This window comes from Nocardioides mangrovicus (assembly GCF_003674065.1).
Lineage (GTDB): Bacteria > Actinomycetota > Actinomycetes > Propionibacteriales > Nocardioidaceae > Marmoricola > Marmoricola mangrovicus.
The window spans coordinates 575725-597740 of sequence record NZ_RDBE01000010.1 but is presented as its reverse complement, the minus strand read 5'-3'; the positions used below and the strand labels follow the sequence as shown (position 1 = coordinate 597740).

The following is a 22016-nucleotide window of genomic DNA, read 5'->3' as shown; positions in this document are numbered from 1 at the left end:
TTGGCAATGCTGGCAGAGGTCTATTCAGGCCGTACCGAGGGTATTTCAGAAAAATAGCGACGAGCGGCGACCGGGAATGTATTTCGGTGTTATTACGGTCACATGGCGATCGTGGCGCCTTCCGGGCCCGCGTTCCTCACCGACGAGGACGCGAGGGCTACTGGCGCGCGCCGGCGCCGTCTCGCCGTCCGGCTCGGCCTGATCCTCGGTGGCGCCGCCGCCGCGATCGCGGTGTCCACGGCGTGCGCCTCGGCCGACGACCACGGATCGGGATCCGGATCGACGCAGGGCCCCCTCGGCGATGTGGGCCAGCAGGTCACCCAGACCGTCCAGCAGGCCGTCCACCAGACCGTGCCGAGTGCCGCGCCCGCGCCACCGGCGCCACCCGCGACGCCCAGCGCGTCCGCCCCGCCCGCCGCGCCCTCCCAGGCCGCGGCCACGTCCGTCGGCCACGCCGTGACCAGCACCGTCACGCACACGGTGAGCCACGTCGCGGCCCCGGTCGCCCCAGCGGTCGAGCACGTGGCCGCAGCGGCGCAGCCGGTGGTGCAGCACGCCGTCGCTCCGGTCGCTCCGGTCGTCTCCCACGCTGGCGCCGCGGCAGCTCCCGTGACGCAGGCCGTGAGCCACGCGGTCGCCCCGGTGACGACCACGGTGGTGCAGCCGGTGGTCCAGCCCGTTGTTCAGCCGGTCGTCCAGCCCGTCGTTCAGGCGGTCACACCCCCGCTGACCAGCGCCGCTACCGCCGTCGGCACCGTCGTGGCGCCCGTCGAGGCCGTCGTGGCGCCCGTCGCGAAGCCGGTCGTTCAAGCGGTGGTGAAGCCGGTCGTGCAGGTGGCGGTCAAGCCGGTCGTGACCCCGGTCGTGGAGCCGGTGGTCCAGCTGGCGTCCCCGCCTGCCGCCCCGCCCACGCCGAGCATCCCGACCGCCGGCGACACGGCGCCTTCGGTGCCGGGATCCGCCGGCGTCGTCACTTCGGTGCTCCCGAGCAGCCTGAGCCACGCTGTGCTCGCCCACGTGGCGCCCTCGACGTCCATGCACGTCGCGTCCGCACACGCCCGGCGCGGCGCGGACCTCGCAGCGGGCGAACCGCTCAGCTCCGCGGCCCCTCACGCCCCCGCTGCGCCGACCTCTCCCACCACCCCGGACGCGCCGGCCTCGCCCGTCGCGCCGGCCTCGATCTCCTCCGGAGGCACCGCCGGAGGCCACGCGTTCCTCGACCCGGTCCGAGCCACCCACGGGCTGCGCTTCGCCGGGCACCAGGGCACCGACCTCGGCACCCCCGGCAGTCGCGCCGGCACGGTCGACGTCTGGCCCGGCTGACACCTCCTCGCTCAGCCTTCACGGACCCCTTTGCCGGGTCATTCGACCGACGCGTCCGCGTCCGGTTTCGACACGCCATTTCTTGAACGAGGAGAAGCATTGTGAGTACGACATTTCGGTCACGGTTCTTCGTGACCGCAGCATTCGTGGGAGGTTTCTGGCTCGCGGGCCAGGCCACCGCCCACGCCGACGACGGCGGGAGCGGAGCGGCGGCCAACCCGTTGCAGCCCGCGCTGCACTCGCTGAGCGTCCAGGCCCCGGGTCAGAACACCCCGGGTCAGAACACGCCGGGTCAGAACACCAACGGTCAGAGCGCCACCGGCAGCGGTGCTGCGACGACCACCAACTCCAACTCGGCGAACACCACCGGTGGAGCGGGCCCGCAGTCGGGCAACGTCGGCGACACCCACGGCGGGAACAACTCCGCCAACGGTGGTCAGGCCACCGGCGGCAACTCCGGCTCGGCCACCGCCGAGAACAGCACCCAGCCGAAGGCGCAGTCCGGTGCTGTGGGCAAGGAGCCCACCCAGGGCTCCTCGTGTGGCTGTGATCACCCATCCCACCCGGAGCCCGGGCACACCGCGCAGAGCGCCAACCCCTCGACCGGTGACGGTGGGTCGGCCTCGGCCAACGGCGGCTCGGCCGGCAACGGCTCGTCGACGACCGGTGGCAGCTCGACCGCCACGGGCAACGGCGGGTCGGCGACCACCCAGCAGAGCAACAACGGCACCACGACCTCCGGTCACGGGTCCTCCTCGCCGGGCTGGGGCCAGGGCTGGGGTCAGGGCTGGGGCCAGGGTGGCGCCCAGAGCGGCGCCCAGAGCGGCGACGCCTCGACCGACGACTCCAACTCCGCCAACACCACCGGGGGAGCCGGGCCGAAGTCCGGCAACGTCGGCAACACCACCGGCGGCAACAACTCCGCCAACGGCGGTCAGGCCACCGGCGGCAACTCCGGCGATGCGTCGGGATCGAACTACTGCGTCGCGGTGATGGGGTCGGCGTCGTGCTCGACGTCCCCCTCCACTGGGAACGGTGGGGCGGCCTCGGCCAACGGTGGTTCGGCCGGCAACGGCTCGTCGACGACCGGTGGCAGCTCGACCGCGTCGGGCAACGGCGGGTCGGCGACCACCCAGCAGAGCAACAACGGGACCTCCACCTCCGGTGGCTCCTCGTCCCAGGGTGGTGGCCAGGGTGGCGCCCAGAGCGGCGACGCCTCGACCGACAACTCCAACTCCGCCAACACCACCGGGGGAGCGGGCCCGCAGTCGGGCAACGTCGGTGACACCCAGGGCGGGAACAACTCCGCCAACGGCGGTCAGGCCACCGGCGGCAACTCCGGTGACGCCTCGGCGTCGAACTACTGCGTCGCGGTGATGGCGTCGGTGTTGTGCTCGGCATCGCCCTCGACCGGAGACGGTGGGTCGGCCTCGGCCAACGGCGGCTCGGCCGGCAACGGCTCGTCGACGCACGGTGGCAGCTCGACCGCCACGGGCAACGGCGGGTCGGCGACCACCCAGCAGAGCAACAACGGGACCACCACCTCCGGTGGCTCTTCGTCGCAGGGTGGCGGCCAGGGTGGCCAGGGCGGCGCCCAGAGCGGTGACGCCTCGACCGACAACTCCAACTCCGCCAACACCACCGGGGGAGCCGGACCGAAGTCCGGCAACGTCGGCAACACCACCGGCGGCGACAACACCGCCAACGGCGGTCAGGCCACCGGCGGCAACTCCGGTGACGCCGACGCGCAGAACCAGTCGCCGCGTCCGCAGCAGTCGGCCCAGGGCCCGTGGGGCGGCCAGTCGTGGGGTGGTAGCGGGTCGACCGACCAGAGCGCCAACCCGTCCACCGGCAACGGTGGGGCGGCCTCGGCCAACGGCGGTTCGGCCGGCAACGGCTCCTCGACGACCGGTGGCAGCTCGACCGCGTCGGGCAACGGCGGGTCGGCGACCACCCAGCAGAGCAACAACGGCACGACCACGTCGGGCCCGGCCAGCTCTGAGGGTGGCTACCCGCCTCCGGGTCAGTGCGGTTCATGCGGTGGGGGCAGCACGCCTCCCCCCAGCCACAACCCGCCCCCGGGTCAGTGCGGCTCATGCGGTGGTGGCACCACGCCGCCGCCCAGCCACAACCCGGGTCCGTGCCCGCCGAAGGCGCACCCCTGCCCGCAGCCGCCGAAGCCCTGCCCCCAGCCGGAGCCGAAGCCCTGCGAGCCGAAGGCGCCGCAGTGCATGAACGTCATGGAGATGCTCTGATCCCATGACAGTGCGGGGCGGTGGTCCGATCAGTCCTTGGTCGGGCCACCGCCCAGCCGCGTGCCCAGCCGGTCGGCCGTGCGGCGGACGAGGGGAACCACGCGACCCACGTCCACCGAGGCGTCGGCGTAGGTGACGGCGACGCTGGCCGCGGGCAGGCCGTTGTGGTCGAGAACCACGGCCGCGACGGAGGCGAACCCCGGCGTGACCTCCCCGTCCTCGACGGCGTAGCCGCGCTGGCGGGTCTCGGCCAGCAGCGTGCGCAACGCTCCGGGAGTGCGAGGCCCCAGACCGTGACGGTCGACGAACGCGTCGCGGTCGGGGAAGAGCGCCCGCACCTGCGCGGCCGGCAGCGCGGCCAGGATGGCGCGGCCGCTGGCCGTGAGCTGAGCGGGCAGCCGGACGCCGACGTCGGTGACCAGCGGCGGCCGGCCCGGCGAGCGCTCCTCCACCACGTAGAGCACGTCGCGACCGTGCAGGACGGCCAGGTGCGCCGACTGGCCGAGGGCGTCGACCAGCTCGGCCAGCGGCCGGCGCGCGATCCGTTGCAGCGGCGCCTGCCGGGCGTAGCCGCTGCCGACCTCGAACGCGGCGACGCCGAGTCCGTAGCGGTGCTCGTCCTCGAGGTGGACGACGAAGCCCTCCTCGATCATCGCCGTCACCAGGTGGTAGGCCGTGCTGCGCGGCAGCCCGACCGCCCGCGCGATCCGCTCCAGGGGCACCGGATCGGGCTGCCCGGCCAGGAACCGCAGCACCCGCAGCGTCCGCGTGGCCGCCGGTACCTGCCCCATGGTCCGAGCCTAGGGCCGGTCAGTGGCGGGATAGTCAGAGACGAAATGGTCGTCGAACGGGCACCACGACAGCCATTTCGTCTCGGACTACCCCGGTTGTCCACAGGTCTAGGCCAACGGACCCTCGTCGCGGACCGGGACGAGGGGAAGGGCCAGCAGGGGGAAGAGGGCGGCGAGGGCGAAGGTCCAGCCGAAGCCGGCGCCGGAGACCAGCAGCCCGGCCAGTGGGGGGACGGCGGCGGCTCCGAGGAACTGGGCGGTGTTCTGCAGGCCGAGGGCACGCCCGGACCAGAACGGGCCGGCGCGCTCGGCGACGGCGGTGAAGGAGAGGCCGTTGTCGGCGACGGTGACGCCGGTGGCCACGACCATCACCACCACCGCGACCCACCAGCCCAGGGCGGCAGTGGCGCCGAGCAGCAGCATGCTCACCACCGCCGCGATGGTGACCCACCGCAGCGGCCGCACGCGGCCGCCGACGACGTCGGAGAGCTGGCCGACCCCGATCCGGCTGAAGGCCCCGACGATCTGCGCCAGCGCGACGGTGGTGCCGGCGGCCGCCGCGCTCCAGCCGCGGTCCTGCACCAGCCACACGAGGGCGTAGGTCCAGACCACGAACTGCGGCACCACGAGCAGCACCGATACCGCGTGGATGCGCACCAGGAAGCGGTCGTCGCGGTAGGGGTTGGGCGCCTGCGCCACGTGCCGGTCGGGTCGCGGTGGGTCGAGGACCACGAGCAGGACCGCGACCACGGCCGCCGCCGCGAGCACGGTCGGCAGCACCAGGGCGGCGCCGACGCCGTGGCGGTCGGCCAGCACGGCGATGCCGATGGCGGCGATGCCCACGCCCACGGGCTGCGCCATTTGCCGGATGCCCATCGTCAGCCCGCGTCGCTGCGGCGGGAACCAGCCGACGACGACGCGGCCACTGGCCGAGTTCGTGCTGGCCGCGAACGCTCCGGCGACGCCGAGCGCCAGTGCCAGGGCCACGACGTGGTGCTGCAGCACGACGGCGACCAGGTCGGCCAGCGTCGTGCCGACCAGCCCGGCCAGCAGGGCGAAGCGCTCCCCGCGGCGGTCGACCACGATGCCCCAGAGCACGAGGGTGGCCATCACGCCCACCGTCGGTGCGGCGGCCACCAGGCCGGCCTCGGCGAGGGTGAAGCCGAGGCGGCGGTGCAGCACGGGGATCAGGAACGCCGGGCCGTGCATCGTCACCGCGGAGGCGGCCTGTGCGTAGGTGCTCACCGCAAGCATGGACCAGCGCCGAGCCGGGCTCACCTCGGTCGAGACGACGGCGGACACCCGGCCAACGTACGACCGGGTGTCCACCAGGTGAGAATCAGATCTCGCTATGCGGACGACGGCGGGGGACGAAGCACGCCGCGAGAACGGCCACGGCGACCGCCGCTGCGCCGGTGAGGATCGCCGGCCCGATCGCCCCGTCGTAGCCGACCGGCGTGATCTGGCCGCCGTTGCCGGTGAACACCGCGGTCAGCAGGGCGATGCCGAGCGCCACGCCGAACTCGCGGACCGTCGAGTTGGCCGAGGAGGCCATGGCGAAGTCGCTCTCGGGCAGACCGTCGAGCGTCGCGGTCGACATCGGCGCGAACGTGAGTCCCATCCCGACCCCGGCCATCGCGAGGGCCGGCACGAAGTGCGGGTAGGTCGCATGGCCCTCGGCCAGCGAGGCCAGCCACACCAGCGACGCGGTCTGCAGCGCGAGACCGATCAGCAGCAGCGGTCGCAGCCCCACCCGGGGCGCGATGGCGCCGGCGATCGGGGCGACGACCATCGGCGCCGCGGTCCAGGGCAGCGTGCGGATGCCGGCCTCGAGCGGGGTGTAGCCCTGCACCACCTGCAGGTACTGCGCGAGCAGGAACACGGTGCCGAACATGCCGACCGTGAAGAACAGGGCGATCACGTTGGCCGTGGAGAAGCTGCGGCTGCCGAAGAGTCGCAGCGGCAGCACCGCGTGGTCGATCGAGCGCGCCCGCAGCACGTACGCCGGCAGCAGCAGCGCGCCCACCACGAGCGGCACGAGCACGCCCACGGAGGTCCAGCCGCCAGAGCCATCAGGCTGAGTGTTGCCGTGCACGATGCCCCAGACGCCGAGGAAGACCGCCCCGCCGAGCATCGCGGTGCCCACCAGGTCCATGCGCTGCCACGAGCCGCGCGACTCGCTCACCGCCCAGAGCATGAAGGGCACCCCCACCACGGCGATCGGCACGTTGAGCCAGAAGATCGCCTGCCAGCTCACGCCCTGCACCACGGCGCCCCCGATGACCGGGCCGAGCGCGACGCCCAGCCCGGAGACGCCGCCCCAGATGCCGATGGCGGCGGGCCGCAGCCGCGCGGGCACGGCCGCGGCGAGGAGTGTCAGCGACAGCGGCATGATCGCGGCGGCGCCCAGGCCCTGCACGGCGCGGGCGGCGATGAGCGCGCCCGAGGTGGTCGAGAGGGCCGAGCCGATCGAGCCGAGCGTGAAGACCGCGATGCCGATGAGCATCATGCGGCGGCGACCGAGCCGGTCGCCCAGTGTGGCCGCAGGCAGCATGAAGCTGGCGAACGCCAGTGAGTAGGCGTTGAGGAACCAGGAGAGCTGGTCGACGCTCGCGCCGAGGTCGGCCCGGACGACCGGGAGCGCGCTGGTCATCACCAGGTTGTCCAGGGTCGCCATGAACATCGGCAGCGAAGTGGCCAGGAGGGCGGCCCACACGGGCACCGAGCGTCGCCGCGCGCGCTGCTCGGGAGCCCGGTCGGGAGCCCGGTCGTGAGAGAGAGCGGTGGTGGTCATGGCGGTCCTTCCCAGATGAAGGCATTGAATGATTACTTCGTTGCAGACAGTAAGTAATCAACTGATAACCTGTCAACCGATGAGCACCAGGACCACTCGCATGAAGCCCGAGGAGCGCCGCGCCCTGGTGCTCGACGCCGGCGTCCGCGCCTTCGCCCGCACCGGCTACGCCGGCACCAGCACTGACGCCGTGGCAAAGGAGGCGGGCGTCTCCCAGCCGTACGTCGTCCGGATCTTCGGCACCAAGCTGGACCTGTTCTGCGCGGTGTTCGACCAGGTGATGGGGCGCATCGTCGGCGCCTTCCGCGAGGAGATCGAGAGCGGCCCGTTCACCGCCGACTCCGAGGACGACTGGGGACGTCTGGGGATGCGCTACACCGAGCTGGTCGTCGACCGCGACCTGCTGCTGGTGATGATGCACGGCATCGTGGCCAGCGCCGAGCCGGCGATCGGGACGATCGCCCGGGCCCGGATGGGCGAGGTGTTCGAGGTGCTGCGGCGCACCGGGGCCGACGACGAGCGGATCCGCGACTTCATCGGCTACGGGATGCTGCTCAACGTCATGCTGGCCATGCGCGCTCCGGAGTTCCTCGGCGAGAAGCCCGGTCTGTCGGAGCTCACCCGCTGCGCCTTCGGGGACGCGCTGCCGCTGCTCACCGACGGTTGAGAGGATCGGCGGTGTGCCAGCCGCCCACCTCGCCGCCCGGGTCTCGGCGCGGCACGCGGCCGAGCGTCCGCACGAACGGGTCGAGCAGGCGCTGCTCGAGCTGCGCGACCGCATGCGGGTCTCCGACCCCGGGCTGCTCAGGCTCCGCTCCGCGCTGAGTGCCGCCGTCAGCGTGGGCACAGCGCTGCCGGTGCAGGTGGCGATCGGCCGGGTGCTCGGCTACCCCGGCCAGGCCGGGTTCGCCGCGACGCTGTTCGGCGCGGTGGTGGCGATGCTGGGGGCCAACGCGCTGGCCGGGTCGGACCGGCGTACCAAGCTGCGTACGGCCGCCTTCTTCCCGGTGGCGGTGGCCGCCGGGCTGCTGACCGCGACCGCCACCTCGGGACTCCGGCTGGCGCAGGTCGTCGGCTTCGCGGTGGTCCTCTTCCTCGCCGTCTGGGTCCGCCGCTTCGGCACGGCCTGGTTCTTCTACGGGTTCATGGGCTGGATGGGCTTCTTCTTCGCCACCTTCCTGCACGCGACCTTGTCGCTGGTGCCCGAGCTCCTGGTGGCCTCGGTCGCCTCCACGGCCTGGGTGACGCTGTTGAGCACGACGGTGTTCCACATCGGCGCCGGGCGCGCGCTGCACGCCACCTTGGCCGCGTTCTTCGCCGCCGGCCGGTCGGTGGCCCGGGAGGGTGCCGACCTGCTCGCCGTCTCCAGCGCCGGTCCCGCGCGTCGACGCCGGGCGTTGCGCGCGCTGGCTGCCCGGCAGGCGGCCCTGGCCGACGCCTCGCTGCTGGCCGAGGCCTGGTCGAGTGAGCGCAGGGCGACCCCGCCGGGCTGGTCGCCCAGCGCGCTGCGTCGCCGGCTCATCGAGTCCCAGCAGGCCGTCGACCGGATCGCCGGGGCGTCCGTCGCGCTCGCCCACGACGGCCACCCCGACCTGGTCGTCGCCTCGCAGCGGGTGCTGGACCACCTCGCCCGGCGTCGCGACCGTGCGGCGGCGTGGGCCGCCACCCGGCTGGAGCGGCTCTCCGAGCGCGCCAAGGAGCAGGATCTCGAGGGCTGGGCGCCCGCCCGGCAGCTGGCGTTCGGGGTTCGGGAGTTCCTGCGCTTCGACGCCGCCGCCGACGACCCGCCCGAGGTCGACCCGGGTGAGGCCGACTTCGAGGCCGCTACCGGGCTGGTCTTCGGTGGCCTGGCCGGCTCGCCTGCGGTCGCACGCGACGTCGCCGCCCGCGGCAGTCGCTGGAACCCCGTGGCGCGGCTGTCGATGACCAGTCGTCAGGCGGTGCAGGTGGCACTGGCCGGCGTGCTCGCCCTGCTGGCCGGCGCGGTGCTCTCACCCACGCGCTACTACTGGGCCGTCATCACCGTCTTCATCACCTTCACCGGCACCGGCACCCGCTCGGAGACCTGGGTCAAGGGCGTCGGTCGCACCGTGGGCACGCTGCTGGGGATCGTGGTGGCGATCCTCCTCGCCCACGTGACGGCCGGTCACAGCGCCGTCGTGCTCGCCATCATCTTGGTCTCGATCTTCTTGGCCTTCTACTTCCAGAAGGTCTCTGCCACGGCCATGGGCTTCTTCATCACCCTGGTGCTCGGCGAGCTCTACACGGTGCTCGGCACCTTCACCGACTCGCTGCTGGCGCTGCGGCTGGGGGAGACGGCGGTGGGCGCCGGCATCGGCATCGTCGTCGCGCTGCTCTTCGCCCCGCTGTCCACGCGCGACACCGTCCGAGCGGCGCGCGGTCAGGTCTACGTCGCGATGCGCGACCTGCTCCTCGGCGCGTCGACCTGCGCCGAAGGACGGCGGGTGGACCTCGACGCCGCCACCCGGGTGCTGGACGACCGGGCCCGGCGGATGGCCCTGGTCGCGCGCCCGATGGTGCGCCCGTTCGGGGTCGGCGCCGGGGCCAACCGCCGGATGCGCCGCCGGATGGAGCTGATCGTGGTGGCGGTCTCGCAGTGCCGGGCGCTGACCGTGGCGATGAACCGCGACGGTGTGCACGACGTCGCGAGCGTGGCCGCCGCGTGCCGGTCGCTGGCCGAGGCGATGGACGTCCTGTCCGCGGTGGCGCTCGGCTCTGGCGCGCCCGAGGCGGGCATCCCGCTGCTGGAGGGCGACCGGGCGCTGTTCGCCGTCGGCGGCAGTAGCGAGGAGGCGGTCGTGCGGCACCTGCACCACCTCTCGGCGACGCTGTTCCAGCTGGCCGAGAGCGACCCGCTGCTGGCGGCCGTCCGGATGCGGGAGCTCGCGGCCTGAGAGGGCCCGGTCAGCGCGGCTGCTGCGGGCCCGCCTCGCCGGTGCCGTCCTCGAGGGTCCGCGGCTCGTAGTCGCGGGAGCGGTGGTCGACGTCGGGGTCGATGCGGTCGGCCTCGCGGACCTGGTCCTCGTGCTCGGCGCGCTCCACGTCGTGGACCTGACGGGCCTCGCTGGCCCGGGACTCCGCGCGCTCGGCCTGCAGCCGCGCCGCCTCCGCCTCCGCCTCGGCCTGCTGGGCTCGCCGACCGGAGTCCGCCAGGTGGGTCGCGTCGCCGGCCGCCTGTTCCCGCTTGGCCTGCGCCTCGTCGCGCCGGGCGGCCCGGCTGCGGTTGCGGGCCGCGGCGGCCACGGCCAGCGCCACGGCCAGTACGACGACCACGACGACGATGAGGATGATCCATCCGCTGGTGCTCATGTCCACTCCTTCTCGGGTGCCCCACGGCGAGGACCCTGGCTAGGTCCATACCCAGCCCGCGCGGCCCTACGCGCGGGTGTCGCCGCCGGTGATGGTCTGCGACGATGCCCCGCGATGAGGATCGCTTTCGTGCGCCTGGCGGCGGCCCCGCTGCTGCTGGCCGGGTGCGGTGGACACGCTGCGGCCGAGTCGCCCGCACGGGCGCCCACACCGGCCCTGTCGCCGTCCTCGTCGGCGAGCAGCCCGGCCCGGTCGTCGCCGAGCCCGACGTCGCTAGTGCCGTCGGGGCTGGAGAGCATCGCCTCCGCCCAGGCCCAGAACCTGGATGGCGGCGATGGGCCGGTGGAAGGTGCCGACGTCTCCTGGCCGCAGTGCCCCAAGGGGATGGGCATCCCGCAGAAGCGCAGCAAGGGGCTGGCCATGCCGCTGCCCACGGCGCGGTTCGTCGTGCTCGGGCTGACCAACTCCCCGGGCTTCACCGCCAACCCGTGCCTGGCGTCGCAGGTGCAGTGGGTGGCGCAGCGCCACCTGCTCGCGGCGGCGTACTCGGTGGTGAGCTATCCGGACGAGGCGACGCTGACGCGCGAGGGCGGCGCCGGGCCCTACGACGGCGATACTCCGCTCGGGATGCTCGGCAACGTGGGGTACGCCCAGGCGCGGTTCAACGTGGCCACGATGAAGGGCGCGGGATTGCGCGCGCCGGTGGTGTGGGTCGACGTCGAGCCCGTCAACGACTTCGCCTGGAGCGCGGACCCGAAGGCCAACGCGGCCGTCGTGCGCGGGGCGGTGCGCGGTTACCAGGCGGCCGGCTATCGCGTCGGCGTCTACTCCACCCAGCACCTGTGGCAGGAGGTCGTCGGCGATCTGCGCCTCGAGCTCCCGGAGTGGCGCGCGGCCGGGATGACGTCGCGGGCGGAGGCGCTGCGCCGGTGCGGAGTGGAGCGGATGTTCCAGGGCGGCTCGGCGGTGATGTCGCAGTGGGTCGACGGCTCGGCCGAGACCGGGCGCGACCGGATCGTCACCTGCCCCGACGGCGTCTCGCGGCTGGGCGACTGGTTCCACCAGTACTGAGTGCGTCTCGCATCCGAGACGGGTGGTCGACGCTCGGTCTTCCGGGGTAGGCGCGGCGACGCGAGAGTGGGCCGCATGCAACCCGTGGTCGTGGGCGTCGGTCCGGTCAGCTTCGACGACGTCGTCGCGGTCGCCCGTGACGGCGCACCCGTGGTGGTCGGCGACGACGCGCTGACCGCGTTGGCCCGCGCGCGTCAGGCCGTGGAGGAGCTGGCCGCTGCGCCGACGCCGGCGTACGGGATCTCCACCGGCTTCGGCGCGCTCGCCACCCGCCACATCCCCACCGAGATGCGCGAGCAGCTGCAGCGGTCGCTGGTCCGCTCGCACGCCGCCGGATCGGGGCCCGAGGTCGAGCGCGAGGTGGTGCGCGCACTGATGCTGCTGCGGCTCTCGACGCTGGCCACCGGCCACACCGGGGTGCGCCCGGAGACCGCGCAGCTGATGGCGGGGCTGATCAGCGCCGGGATCACGCCGGTGGTGCACGAGTACGGCTCACTCGGCTGCTCCGGGGACCTCGCTCCGCTCTCGCACTGCGCACTGGCGCTGCTCGGCGAGGGGTCGGTGCACGACGCCTCCGGTGCCCTCGTCGACGCCGCCGACGCGCTCGCCGCGGCCGGCCTGGAGCCGGTGGAGCTCAGGGCCAAGGAGGGGCTCGCGCTCATCAACGGCACCGACGGCATGCTCGGCATGCTGGTGCTCGCGCTGCGCGACCTCGAGGTGCTGCTCAAGACCGCCGACGTCGCCGCCGCGATGTCGGTGGAGGGACAGCTGGCCACCGACCGCGTGTTCGCTCCCGAGCTGCAGGCATTGCGCCCGCACCCCGGCCAGGCCCGGTCGGCAGCCAATCTCACCGCGCTCCTGCGCGACTCCGGCGTCGTCGCCTCGCACCGCGGGCCCGACTGCAACCGCGTGCAGGACGCCTACTCGTTGCGCTGCTCGCCGCAGGTGCACGGTGCTGCTCGCGACACCCTGGAGCACTGCGCGCTGGTCGCCTCCCGCGAGCTCGACTCCGCGGTCGACAACCCGGTGGTCCTCGAGGACGGACGCGTCGAGTCCAACGGCAACTTCCACGGCGCCCCGGTGGCCTACGTGCTCGACTTCGCCGCCATCGTCGCCGCCGATGTCGCCTCGATCAGCGAGCGGCGCACCGACCGGTTCCTCGACAAGGCCCGCAACCACGGGCTGCCGCCGTTCCTGGCCGACGACCCCGGCGTCGACTCGGGCCACATGATCGCCCAGTACACCCAGGCCGGGATCGTCTCGGAGCTCAAGCGGCTGGCGAACCCCGCCAGCGTCGACTCGATCCCCTCCTCGGCGATGCAGGAGGACCACGTCTCGATGGGTTGGGCGGCGGCACGCAAGCTGCGCCGGTCGGTCGACGGGCTCGCACGCGTGCTGGCGATCGAGGTCCTCACCGCCGCCCGGGCGCTCGACCTGCGCCGTCCGCTCGCGCCGTCGCCGGCCACCGGCGCGGTCGTCGACCTGCTGCGCGCCAGCGGCGTCGAGGGTCCGGGTCCGGACCGCCACCTCGCCCCCGAGATCGAGACCGTCGTGGGTCTCGTCCGCTCCGGCGCCGTCGTCGCCGCCGTCCAGCCCGTGATCGGAGAACTCCAGTGAACGAACGACTCCCCATCCACGCCGCCACCGGCACCGAGCTGACCGCGAAGTCGTGGCAGACCGAGGCACCGCTGCGGATGCTGATGAACAATCTCGACCCCGAGGTCGCCGAGCGACCCGAGGACCTCGTCGTCTACGGCGGCACCGGCCGCGCGGCCCGCAGCTGGGAGGCCTACGACGCCCTGGTGCGCACCCTGCGTGACCTCGAGGACGACGAGACGATGCTGGTGCAGTCGGGCAAGCCCGTCGGCGTCATGCGCACCCACGAGTGGGCGCCGCGGGTGCTCATCGCCAACTCCAACCTGGTGCCCGACTGGGCCAACTGGGAGGAGTTCCGCCGCCTGGAGGACCTCGGCCTGACGATGTACGGCCAGATGACGGCCGGGTCGTGGATCTACATCGGCACGCAGGGCATCTTGCAGGGCACGTTCGAGACGTTCGCCGCCGTGGCCGACAAGCGCTTCGGCGGCACGTTGGCCGGCACCATCACCGTCACCGCCGGTCTGGGCGGCATGGGTGGCGCCCAGCCGCTGGCGGTCACGATGAACGGCGGTGTCGCGATCTGCATCGAGGTGGACCAGGCGCGCATCACGCGTCGCATCGAGCACCGCTACCTCGACGAGCAGGCCGACTCGCTGGAGGACGCCGTCGAGCGGGCGATCAAGGCCCGCGACGAGAAGCAGGCGGTCTCCATCGGCGTCCTGGGCAACGCCGCCGAGCTGCTGCCGCGACTGGTCGAGCTGGGCGCGCCGGTCGACGTCGTCACCGACCAGACCTCCGCGCACGACCCGCTCTCCTACCTGCCGACGGGTGTCGCGTTCGAGAACTGGCACGACGCCGCCGAGCGCGACCCGGAGGGCTTCACCAAGGACGCGCAGGCGTCGATGGCCGTGCACGTGCGGGCGATGGTGGAGCTGCAGGACGCCGGCGCCGAGGTCTTCGACTACGGCAACTCGATCCGCGACGAGGCTCGCAAGGGCGGTTACGACCGGGCGTTCTCGTTCCCCGGCTTCGTGCCGGCCTACATCCGACCGCTGTTCTGCGAGGGCAAGGGCCCGTTCCGCTGGGCCGCGCTCTCCGGTGACCCCGAGGACATCCGCAAGACCGACGAGGCGATCCTCGCGCTGTTCCCCGACAACGAGCGGCTGCGGACCTGGATCACGATGGCCCAAGAACGCGTGCACTACCAGGGCCTGCCCGCGCGGATCTGCTGGCTCGGCTACGGCGAGCGGCACCTGGCCGGCCTGAAGTTCAACGAGATGGTCGCCAGCGGCGAGCTCTCCGCGCCGGTGGTCATCGGCCGCGACCACCTCGACTGCGGCTCGGTGGCCTCCCCCTACCGGGAGACGGAGGCGATGAAGGACGGCTCGGACGCCATCGCCGACTGGGCCATCCTCAACGCCCTGGTCAACACCGCCTCCGGCGCCACCTGGGTGTCCTTCCACCACGGCGGCGGCGTCGGCATCGGCCGCTCGCTGCACGCCGGCCAGGTCTGCGTCGCCGACGGCACCGAGCTGGCCGCGGCGAAGATCGAGCGCGTCTTGACCAACGACCCCGGCATGGGCGTCATCCGCCACGTCGACGCCGGCTACGACGAGGCGGCTCAGGTGGCCGACGAGCGGGGCGTACGCGTCCCGATGCGGGGGTAGTCCAGATCAAGTTGGTCGCTGTGGGAGGCCAGGACGGAGCAACTTGATCTGGACTAGGCCTACCGGGTGGCGCGGGCCTAGCGTGACGCCATGGCGGACACCGAGTGGGGCGACCTGTACCGCACGCACGTCGAGGCGGTGAGCGCGCTGGCTCCGGGGTTGGGTGAGGCCGAGCTGGCGACGACGGTCCCGGCGACCCCGCAGTGGACGGTGCACGACGTGCTGCGGCACATGGCCGGCGTGCCGGCCGACGTCCTGGCCGAGCGCACCGACGGCATCCCCGGGCCGGAATGGACTCAGCGGGCGGTCGACGAGCGCCGTGGCGCCGGCATCGAGGAGCTCCTCGCCGAGCTGAACGCCAACACCGACGCGGTGGCGGCCTCGCTCGTCGACAACCCGAGCCCGGCGATCGTGTGGGACATCGCCGTCCACCACACCGACCTGCACGAGGCGCTGGGCAAGGGCCGGCCGCCGGCGGCGTACTGGCAGCCGATCGTCGACGCGTTGCGCAGCAAGGTGCCCGCCGACGTCGAGGCCGACGACTACGAGCTGTTCCGCGGGCTGTTCTCGCGCCGCTCGCGGAGCCAGATGCAGGCGTGGGGTCGGGGTCAGGGACGGGCGCCGGCGGAGCGGCTGGACGAGATGTGCATCTTCGGGCCACGTGAGGACGATCAGCCCATTCCCGCCTGATCGGCTCGAACCGGGCTGCACAATGGCTGCATGACGGAGTCGTCGAACCAGCCCGTCCGCCACCGGGTCACGCTGACCGGCGTCAGCTCCCGGGCCTGGGAGCACCCGGCCGACCGTGGCGCGCTCACCGCGCTGCGCAAGCTTAAGGGCTTCGACACGCTGCTGAAGTTCCTCAACGGCTTCCGGGTGCAGCGCGGGGTCCGGTTGCAGCTGCTGGGCGGCGCCGTCCGGGTCGACGAGCGGCAGTTCCCGCGGCTGCACCGGCTGCTGCTGGAGTCCTGCGAGACCCTCGACGCCGACCGGGTGCCGGAGCTGTTCGTCTCGGCGAACCCGCTGCTGGGGGCCGTCACGATCGGTCTCGACAAGCCGATCATCGTGGTGAACTCCGCGCTGGTCGACCTGCTCGACGAGGAGGAGATGCGCTTCGTCATCGGCCACGAGCTCGGCCATGCCCTGAGCGGGCACGCGGTCTACCGCACGATGCTCGACACCCTGCTCCGGCTCGGGTTCATCCCCCTGGCCGGAGTGCCGATCCGGCTGATCCGGGCGGCGCTGCTGGAGTGGCAGCGCAAGGCCGAGCTGTCGGCCGACCGCGCCGGTCTGCTGGCCACCCAGGACCCGGCGACGGCGACCCGTGTCCACATGCAGCTGGCCAGCGGCGGTCACCTCGAGGAGCTCGACACCACCTCCTTCATCGCCCAGGGGCAGGAGTACGACGAGGGCGGCGACGTGCGCGAGGTGCTCACCAAGCTGTCGCTGCTGCAGTCGCAGACCCATCCGTTCGCCGTCGTCCGCGCCGCCGAGCTGCGTCGATGGGTGGACTCCGGGGAGTACACCGCCCTCCTGGGCGGCGACTACCCGCGCCGTGAGGACGACGCCGACGCCTCGATGAGCCAGGCCGCCTCGGAGGCGGCGCGCAGCTACAGCGACGCCTTCCGCAAGGCCGGTGACGCGCTGGGGCGGATCGTGCAGGACACCGCCGGCGTGGCCGGGAGCGTCAGGGGCTGGTTCGACGAGACCTTCGGCGGCGGGTCGGACTCGAAGCGCGGGCAGTGAGCGGTCCCACCAGGCGCGGTCCGGCGAGCCGAGTCTCGAGCTTGCGGGCCTCGCGCTTGAGCGGCTGGGCGATGTACTCGCCCAGGATCACTCCCGAGCTGAGCGCGATGGCGATCGCGGCGGCGGTGACCATCGCCAGCAGCCCGGTGCTGCCGCCGTCGGAGAGCAGCGCCAGCCCCCGGTAGATCGACAGGCCGGGCAGCAGCGGCACGATCGCCGCGGTGACTACCACCAGGGCCGGGACCCGGGCCCGGCCGGCGACCGAGAAGCTGACCAGGCCCACGACCAGCGCGGCGACCCCCGAGGCCCAGGCGACGCCGAAGCCCCGGTCGAACATCAGCCGGTAGACGAGCACCGCCGCGGCGCCGATGACCGCCACCGGCAGCAGCGCGCGGTACGGCGCGTAGGAGGAGTACGCGTACGCCGCGGCGGTGATCGCGCCGCCGAGGCCCATGAGGGCCACGTCGCCGTAGGTGATCACCCCCGGATCCAGCGTCCCCAGCGGCAGCCCGACCACCCGGGCCAGCTGCAGGCCGCCGCTGACCCCGCCGATGACGCCGGCGGTGGCGATGATCGCCTCGAGGATGCGGGCGCCGGCGGTGAGCGGGAAGCCGGTGAGCGCGTCCTGGATCGCGCCGAGGAAGCTGACGCCCGCCAGCAGCAGGATGATGCCGGCCGTGATGACCGTCGACCGGGCCACCGGCAGGCCCACGGCGTCGACCCCCACCGCGAGCAGCGTGGCCAGCAGCCCGCCGGCCACCTGCTGGTAGAAGGTCGGGATCCGGTTGCGCGTCATCCGGCGTTGCAGCAGGTCGACGCCGACCACGGCGATGAAGGCGATCAGCACCACCACCAGGTCGCCGCCCAGCACCAGGCCGACGCCACCGCCCATCGCGCCCAGCCCGAGCGTGACGGCCCACTTCGGTCGCGCGTGGCCCGAGGAGACGATCCGGTTCAGCCGCGTAGCCGCCTGGTCGCGGTCGATGCGGCCGACGACCAGGTCGCGCACCAGGTGGTCGACCAGGGTGAGGTCCTCGTAGTCGACCTCGCGGTGGCGCACGTTGCGGATCTGGATCAGGGCGGGCTGCTCGGGCGTGCTCTGGTGGCTCATCGCGAGCTCGGTGAAGGTGACGTCGACGGAGTAGCCGCGCAGCCCGCAGGCGTAGGCGACGTTGTCCATCTGGGCGCGGACGTCGGCCGCGCCGGCGCCGGAGGAGAGCAGCAGCTCGCCGATGCGCAGCGCGAGGTCGAGCGTCCGGAAGATCTCCGGGTCGCCGAAGGAGCCGATGACGGGCTGGCCCTCACCGGGCGGGGACTGCGCTGGCATGGCTCGGCCAGTCTCGCCCACCCGCGTGGGTTTTGACGGATCGGGGTATCGAGGAGCAGGGTCGAAGGCTGGCCCCAGCAGCAACCTCGGAGGTGCGCGGATCAGTGGCAGTGCTCGTACCGGACGAACGACCCCGACGCTGGAAGCTCGACGACATCGTCGTCACCGACCCGCCGATCATCCGGCGGGCCATCGGCGCCGCGGCCATCGGCAACATCACCGAGTGGTACGACTTCGGGGTTTACGCCTACTTCGAGCCCACCATCAAGAAGGTCTTCTTCTCCGGGCTCGGCGACACCGCCGGGACGATCGCGACCGCCGGACTGTTCGCCGTGGCGTTCCTGGTGCGCCCGATCGGCGGCATGGTCTTCGGGCCGCTGGCCGACCGGATCGGCCGCAACCGGGTGCTGGCCACCACCATGATCTTGATGGCGCTGGGCACCTTCGCCATCGGCTGCATCCCCAGCCACGCCTCCATCGGCATCTGGGCACCGATCCTGCTCCTGGTCGCCCGGCTGGTGCAGGGCTTCTCCACCGGCGGCGAGTACGGCAACGCGATGACCTTCATCGCCGAGTACGCCCCCGACAGGCGACGCGGCTTCCTCGGCAGCTGGCTGGAGTTCGGCACGTTCACCGGCTACCTGCTCGGCGCGATCATGGTGACCGTCGCCGACGCCGTCTTCAGCGACGACCAGCTGCTGTCGTGGGGCTGGCGACTGCCGTTCTTCGTCGCGCTGCCGCTGGGCATCGTCGGCGTCTACCTGCGGGCTCGGCTGGCCGACACCCCGGCCTACCAGCAGCTGGAGCAGGAGCAGGAGGACAAGGAGAAGCAGCAGAAGAGCGAGGGCGAGGCCAAGAAGCTCGCGCACCTGTGGCCGTTCGCGTTGGTGTGCGTGGGCCTGGTGCTGGCCTGGAACGTCACCAACTACATGCTCACCGCCTACATGCCGACCTACGTCACCGACACCGTGCACCAGCACGGCGCCGGCGTCTCGTCGGGCACCTCGCAGGTGGTGCAGATCGTGGTGATGGTCGTGGCGTTGCTGACCATCCCGCTCCTGGGACTGCTCTCGGACCGCATCGGCCGCAAGCCGATCGCCTTCGTCGGCGCCGCGATGCTCGTCGTGCTGGCCTTCCCGATGATCCTGCTGGTGCGCGCCTCCAGCGCCGTCGGCGTCTTCGCGGGGCTGCTGATCATGGGGCTGGCCCTGATCTGCTTCTCCTCGACCATGCCCTCGACGCTGCCGTCGCTCTTCCCGACCGACGTCCGCGGGGCGGGGCTCTCGATCTCCTTCAACGTCTCGGTCTCGCTGTTCGCGGGCACGACGTCGTTCGTGATGAGCACGCTGGTCGGTGCGACCGGCGACCTGAACTGGCCGGCGTACTACCTCATCGCGGCCGGTCTGATCGGCGCCGTCTCGCTGTACTTCCTGGCCGAGCCCAACGGCCGCAAGATGTGGGGCTCGGCACCGGCAGCGGCCTCGGAGGAGGAGGCGAAGGAGTACGTCTCGGCGCAGGGCGGCTGACCGGCAGCCACGGCGCTCCCCCGGGAGGGATTGCTCAGCCGCGGCGCTGCCACCAGCGCCGCCGCTCCCTCGGTGAGGCGGGTGGCAGCACGGGTGGCGGGAGTTCGCCCGTGGCCTCGTGCCAGTGCAGCGGCGGTTGGCCGCTGAGGCTCAGCAGCCGGTCGACCAGGTCCAGGCGTGCGGGGCCGGGATCGTCGAGGATCAGCGCGGCGTGCAGCTGTGGTGGCAGCGGACCGTCGTCGAGCAGCGTCGTCCAGTCGCGCACCGAGAGCCGCAGCAGCTCCAGGGCAGGAAGTTCGCGCAGCGCCGCGAGGTCGGCGATGCTGCCGTCCTCCGCGCTCACCGCACGTAGCGCGGGGTGGCCGGCGAGGGGCGCGAGGTCGACCGGCGAGGTCACCTCGAACAGCTGGAGCACCTGCGTCGCCGGTCCGACCAGCTGGTCCGGGGTGCGTTGCGGGTTCTGGTGCGTACTCGCCGTCGCACGGTCCGGCTCGGCGCGTGGTTCGTCCACGACGTCGCCGCGCAGCAGCGCGGTCAACGACTCCGCGATGCGGGTCGCGCCGAGCGACTCCTCGTGGTCGACGAAGAGGATCTGGCCGGTCCAGCCGTGGGGTCCGGGGGCGAGGTCGACCACGAACAGGTTGCCGCCCCCGTCGGTGCCGAGCGGCAGCCACGTGCTCGCGTCGACCCCGGCCAGCGCCTGGACCCGGCCGCCGGGGTCGACCCGGGCGACGTCGGTGCCGTTGAGGGCCCAGCCGAAGAAGCGGGCCGACGCGCTGTAGTCGGCCAGCGCCGATGGGTTGCCGATCGGCAGGAGTTCCAGGGCGAAGACCGGTGCGTCCTCGTCGCCGACCTTGAGGTCGCCCTCGTTCGCGGCGAGGTACAGCGACCGGACGTCGTCGGGCAGCGTCACCGCGTGGACGCGCTCGAACTCGGCGATCTCCTCGAGGGTGTGCGCCGCCGCGTCGGGCAGTGCCCGGCGCACGGTCGCGTCGACGAAGGCCGGGTCCTGCCCGGGGGAGGCGGGCCGGTCGAGGCTGCGGTCGGGTTCGCTGCGAAACGGCCGGGGCATCGTGCCCGGTCGCAGCGTCACCGCGTCGACCACCACGAACGACGCCTCGACCTCCGGCGGCAGCACGCTGCACCGCACCCGTGCGTCGGTGCCGGTGATCGCCGCCTCGATCACCAGCTCGCGGTCGGGCGCGAGGCGCTGGGCGAGAGCGGTGACGGCGTCCATGACGTCCCGACCGAGGTCCGCTCTCGCCCCGTCGGCGACGGCGTTGCCGCCCATGCTGGAGGCGGTCGCCGTGCCCGACCAGCTCAGCGACGTCGCGCTCGGTGCGGTGGCGCGCAGGGCGGCGAGCACCGGTCGCCAGGTCTCGAACCGGTCGAGGTCAGCCACCGGGCGAGCCTAGGTCGTCAGCGACGTGTGCGCCGCTCGCGCCAGGCGGAGACCTCGGCCTCGACCTCGCGCAGCTTGGTGACCACGGGCGGCCCGCCGGTGAGCTGGCGCCGGGCGGCGACCACGCGTCGGTTGAAGTCCTCCAGCAGGTCGCGCACCACGCGCTCGGCCGACTGCCGGTCGAGCTCGGCGTCGAGCTCGGCGTCGTCCTTGCGCAGCTGTAGCGCCTCGGGAAGGACGCCGGTGATCCGCTCGCGCTCGATGAGCTTCTTCAGCCACCAGTCCTTGTCGTGGGTCTTGCCCAGGTCGGGGATCGGCTTGCCGGCGCCCGGCAGGTTGTCGAAGTCGCCGCGAGCCATCGCGATGCGGACCTGCTGGTCGACGTAGGAGCTCTGGTTCTCTGCCCTCGCGCGGGCGGCGGCGCGGCTGTCGCGCGGACCGCGGCGAGGTGCCTGCTCGGGTTGGTCGGCCATCCTTCCTACCGTACGTCGCCTCAGCGAACGGCCTCGTCGAGCAGCTCCTGCAGCCGCTCGGCGGTGATGGGGGCGCCGGCCTCGTTCTCGAACGTGCCGTAGGCCGCGGCGTAGGCCGGCCGGTCGCGCTCGAAGCGCCAGCTCTCGGCCAGCGAACCGGTGTCGAGCACGTCGTAGCCCAGCGAGCCGATGAACGAGCCCGCCAGCGCCTTGGCCGACTCGTCGTCACCGGCGATGAGCAGCGGCGAACGCTCGGGGTCGCCCTCGGGCCGGGCGAGGTTCAGCAGGTGCTTGAAGTAGATGTTGTTGAAGGCCTTGACCACCTTCGCCTGCGGCGCGTGGGCCTGCAGCAGGCCGCTGGTGGTGGAGCGCTTGTCGTCGAGCTCGGCGATCTGCCCGTCGCGCTGCGGGTAGTAGTTCATGGTGTCGAGCACGACCTTGCCGGCCAACAGCTCGGGGTCCAGGTCCGGGTACACCTCGAGCGGGACGGTCACGAGCACGACGTCGGCCGCCGCGGCGTCGGCGGTGGTGCCGGCGCGGGCGCCGATCTCGGCGGCCAGCTCGCGCAGGGTGTCCGGGCCGCGGGAGTTGCTCAGCACGACGTCGTGGCCCGCGGCCACCGCCAGTCGCGCCACGGTGCTGCCGATGTTGCCGCTGCCGATGGTTCCCAGGGAGGTCATGCGGAGAGGAACTCCGCATCGACGTGGGATGT

General features: G+C 72.9%; 18 protein-coding genes. 10 read left to right on the top strand and 8 right to left on the bottom strand.

Translation table 11 applies throughout. The features are described from left to right. The first annotated feature begins 102 nt into the window (after window positions 1-102). Together D9V37_RS17440 and D9V37_RS17435 are read left to right on the top strand one after the other, a co-directional pair. A complete protein-coding gene (locus D9V37_RS17440) occupies window positions 103-1323 on the top strand; it encodes a hypothetical protein (protein WP_121807401.1) in 1221 nt (406 codons plus the stop codon). 131 nt (window positions 1324-1454) lie between these two features. After that, the gene (locus tag D9V37_RS17435; protein WP_147455994.1) at window positions 1455-3578 is read left to right on the top strand and encodes a YadA family autotransporter adhesin; all 2124 of its coding nucleotides are present in this window, start codon (window positions 1455-1457) and stop codon (window positions 3576-3578) included. A gap of 29 nt (window positions 3579-3607) precedes the next feature. Here the strand turns inward: D9V37_RS17435 and D9V37_RS17430 are convergent, their stop codons facing one another. The 3 genes from D9V37_RS17430 to D9V37_RS17420 form a co-directional block, all read right to left on the bottom strand. Continuing rightward, window positions 3608-4369 carry an IclR family transcriptional regulator gene (locus D9V37_RS17430; RefSeq protein ID WP_121807399.1) on the bottom strand — a complete coding sequence of 254 codons (762 nt, stop codon included), beginning with the start codon at window positions 4367-4369 and terminating at the stop codon, window positions 3608-3610. Between the two features lie 108 nt (window positions 4370-4477). Then, window positions 4478-5623, bottom strand: coding sequence for an MFS transporter (locus D9V37_RS17425; RefSeq protein ID WP_121807901.1), 1146 nt, complete (start codon window positions 5621-5623; stop codon window positions 4478-4480). 85 nt (window positions 5624-5708) lie between these two features. Beyond that, entirely contained in the window at window positions 5709-7163 is a 1455-nt protein-coding gene (locus tag D9V37_RS17420; protein ID WP_121807398.1) for an MFS transporter, read from the bottom strand. Window positions 7164-7242: 79 nt separating this feature from the next. On the opposite strand from D9V37_RS17420, the gene D9V37_RS17415 reads away from it, so the two are divergent. Together D9V37_RS17415 and D9V37_RS17410 are read left to right on the top strand one after the other, a co-directional pair. Beyond that, window positions 7243-7830, top strand: coding sequence for a TetR/AcrR family transcriptional regulator (locus tag D9V37_RS17415; RefSeq protein WP_232524984.1), 588 nt, complete (start codon window positions 7243-7245; stop codon window positions 7828-7830). A 13-nt stretch (window positions 7831-7843) separates the two neighbouring features. Then, window positions 7844-10078, top strand: a complete 2235-nt coding sequence (locus D9V37_RS17410; protein ID WP_121807396.1) for an FUSC family protein — start codon at window positions 7844-7846, stop codon at window positions 10076-10078. 10 nt (window positions 10079-10088) lie between these two features. Here D9V37_RS17410 and D9V37_RS17405 read toward each other — a convergent pair whose 3' ends face one another. Further along, window positions 10089-10493: a hypothetical protein gene (locus D9V37_RS17405; RefSeq protein ID WP_121807395.1), complete on the bottom strand. Its 405-nt coding sequence runs from the start codon at window positions 10491-10493 to the stop codon at window positions 10089-10091. Window positions 10494-10607: 114 nt separating this feature from the next. Here D9V37_RS17405 and D9V37_RS17400 point away from each other — a divergent pair, with 114 nt between their 5' ends. The 5 genes from D9V37_RS17400 (at window position 10608) to D9V37_RS17380 (ending at window position 16576) form a co-directional block, all read left to right on the top strand. Next, complete coding sequence (locus D9V37_RS17400; protein WP_121807394.1) at window positions 10608-11564, top strand: glycoside hydrolase family 25 domain-containing protein; 957 nt, start codon at window positions 10608-10610, stop codon at window positions 11562-11564. Between the two features lie 75 nt (window positions 11565-11639). Next, a complete protein-coding gene (hutH, locus tag D9V37_RS17395; protein ID WP_121807900.1) occupies window positions 11640-13181 on the top strand; it encodes a histidine ammonia-lyase in 1542 nt (513 codons plus the stop codon). Then, a complete protein-coding gene (gene hutU, locus D9V37_RS17390; RefSeq protein WP_121807393.1) occupies window positions 13178-14830 on the top strand; it encodes a urocanate hydratase in 1653 nt (550 codons plus the stop codon). The genes hutH and hutU overlap by 4 nt, the downstream gene beginning before the upstream one ends. Before the next feature lie 90 nt (window positions 14831-14920). Beyond that, entirely contained in the window at window positions 14921-15520 is a 600-nt protein-coding gene (locus D9V37_RS17385; protein ID WP_121807392.1) for a maleylpyruvate isomerase N-terminal domain-containing protein, read from the top strand. Between the two features lie 30 nt (window positions 15521-15550). Then, on the top strand, window positions 15551-16576 hold the full coding sequence (locus tag D9V37_RS17380) for a M48 family metallopeptidase (protein WP_121807391.1): 1026 nt from the start codon (window positions 15551-15553) through the stop codon (window positions 16574-16576). On the opposite strand, the gene D9V37_RS17375 is transcribed toward D9V37_RS17380, so the two are convergent. Next, a complete protein-coding gene (locus D9V37_RS17375) occupies window positions 16518-17903 on the bottom strand; it encodes a threonine/serine exporter family protein (protein WP_121807390.1) in 1386 nt (461 codons plus the stop codon). The genes D9V37_RS17380 and D9V37_RS17375 overlap by 59 nt on opposite strands. A gap of 110 nt (window positions 17904-18013) precedes the next feature. On the opposite strand from D9V37_RS17375, the gene D9V37_RS17370 reads away from it, so the two are divergent. Beyond that, the gene (locus D9V37_RS17370; protein ID WP_232524983.1) at window positions 18014-19429 is read left to right on the top strand and encodes an MFS transporter; all 1416 of its coding nucleotides are present in this window, start codon (window positions 18014-18016) and stop codon (window positions 19427-19429) included. A 34-nt stretch (window positions 19430-19463) separates the two neighbouring features. Here the strand turns inward: D9V37_RS17370 and D9V37_RS17365 are convergent, their stop codons facing one another. From D9V37_RS17365 to D9V37_RS17355, 3 genes are read right to left on the bottom strand one after another with little or no spacing between them, the layout of a single operon-like run. Further along, window positions 19464-20831 (bottom strand): SMI1/KNR4 family protein, encoded by a 1368-nt coding sequence (locus D9V37_RS17365; protein ID WP_121807388.1) that lies wholly within the window; start codon window positions 20829-20831, stop codon window positions 19464-19466. Between the two features lie 17 nt (window positions 20832-20848). Beyond that, complete coding sequence (locus D9V37_RS17360) at window positions 20849-21304, bottom strand: DnaJ family domain-containing protein (protein ID WP_121807387.1); 456 nt, start codon at window positions 21302-21304, stop codon at window positions 20849-20851. 20 nt (window positions 21305-21324) lie between these two features. Then, window positions 21325-22014, bottom strand: coding sequence for an NADPH-dependent F420 reductase (locus tag D9V37_RS17355; RefSeq protein ID WP_269778397.1), 690 nt, complete (start codon window positions 22012-22014; stop codon window positions 21325-21327). Window positions 22015-22016: the final 2 nt, after the last annotated feature.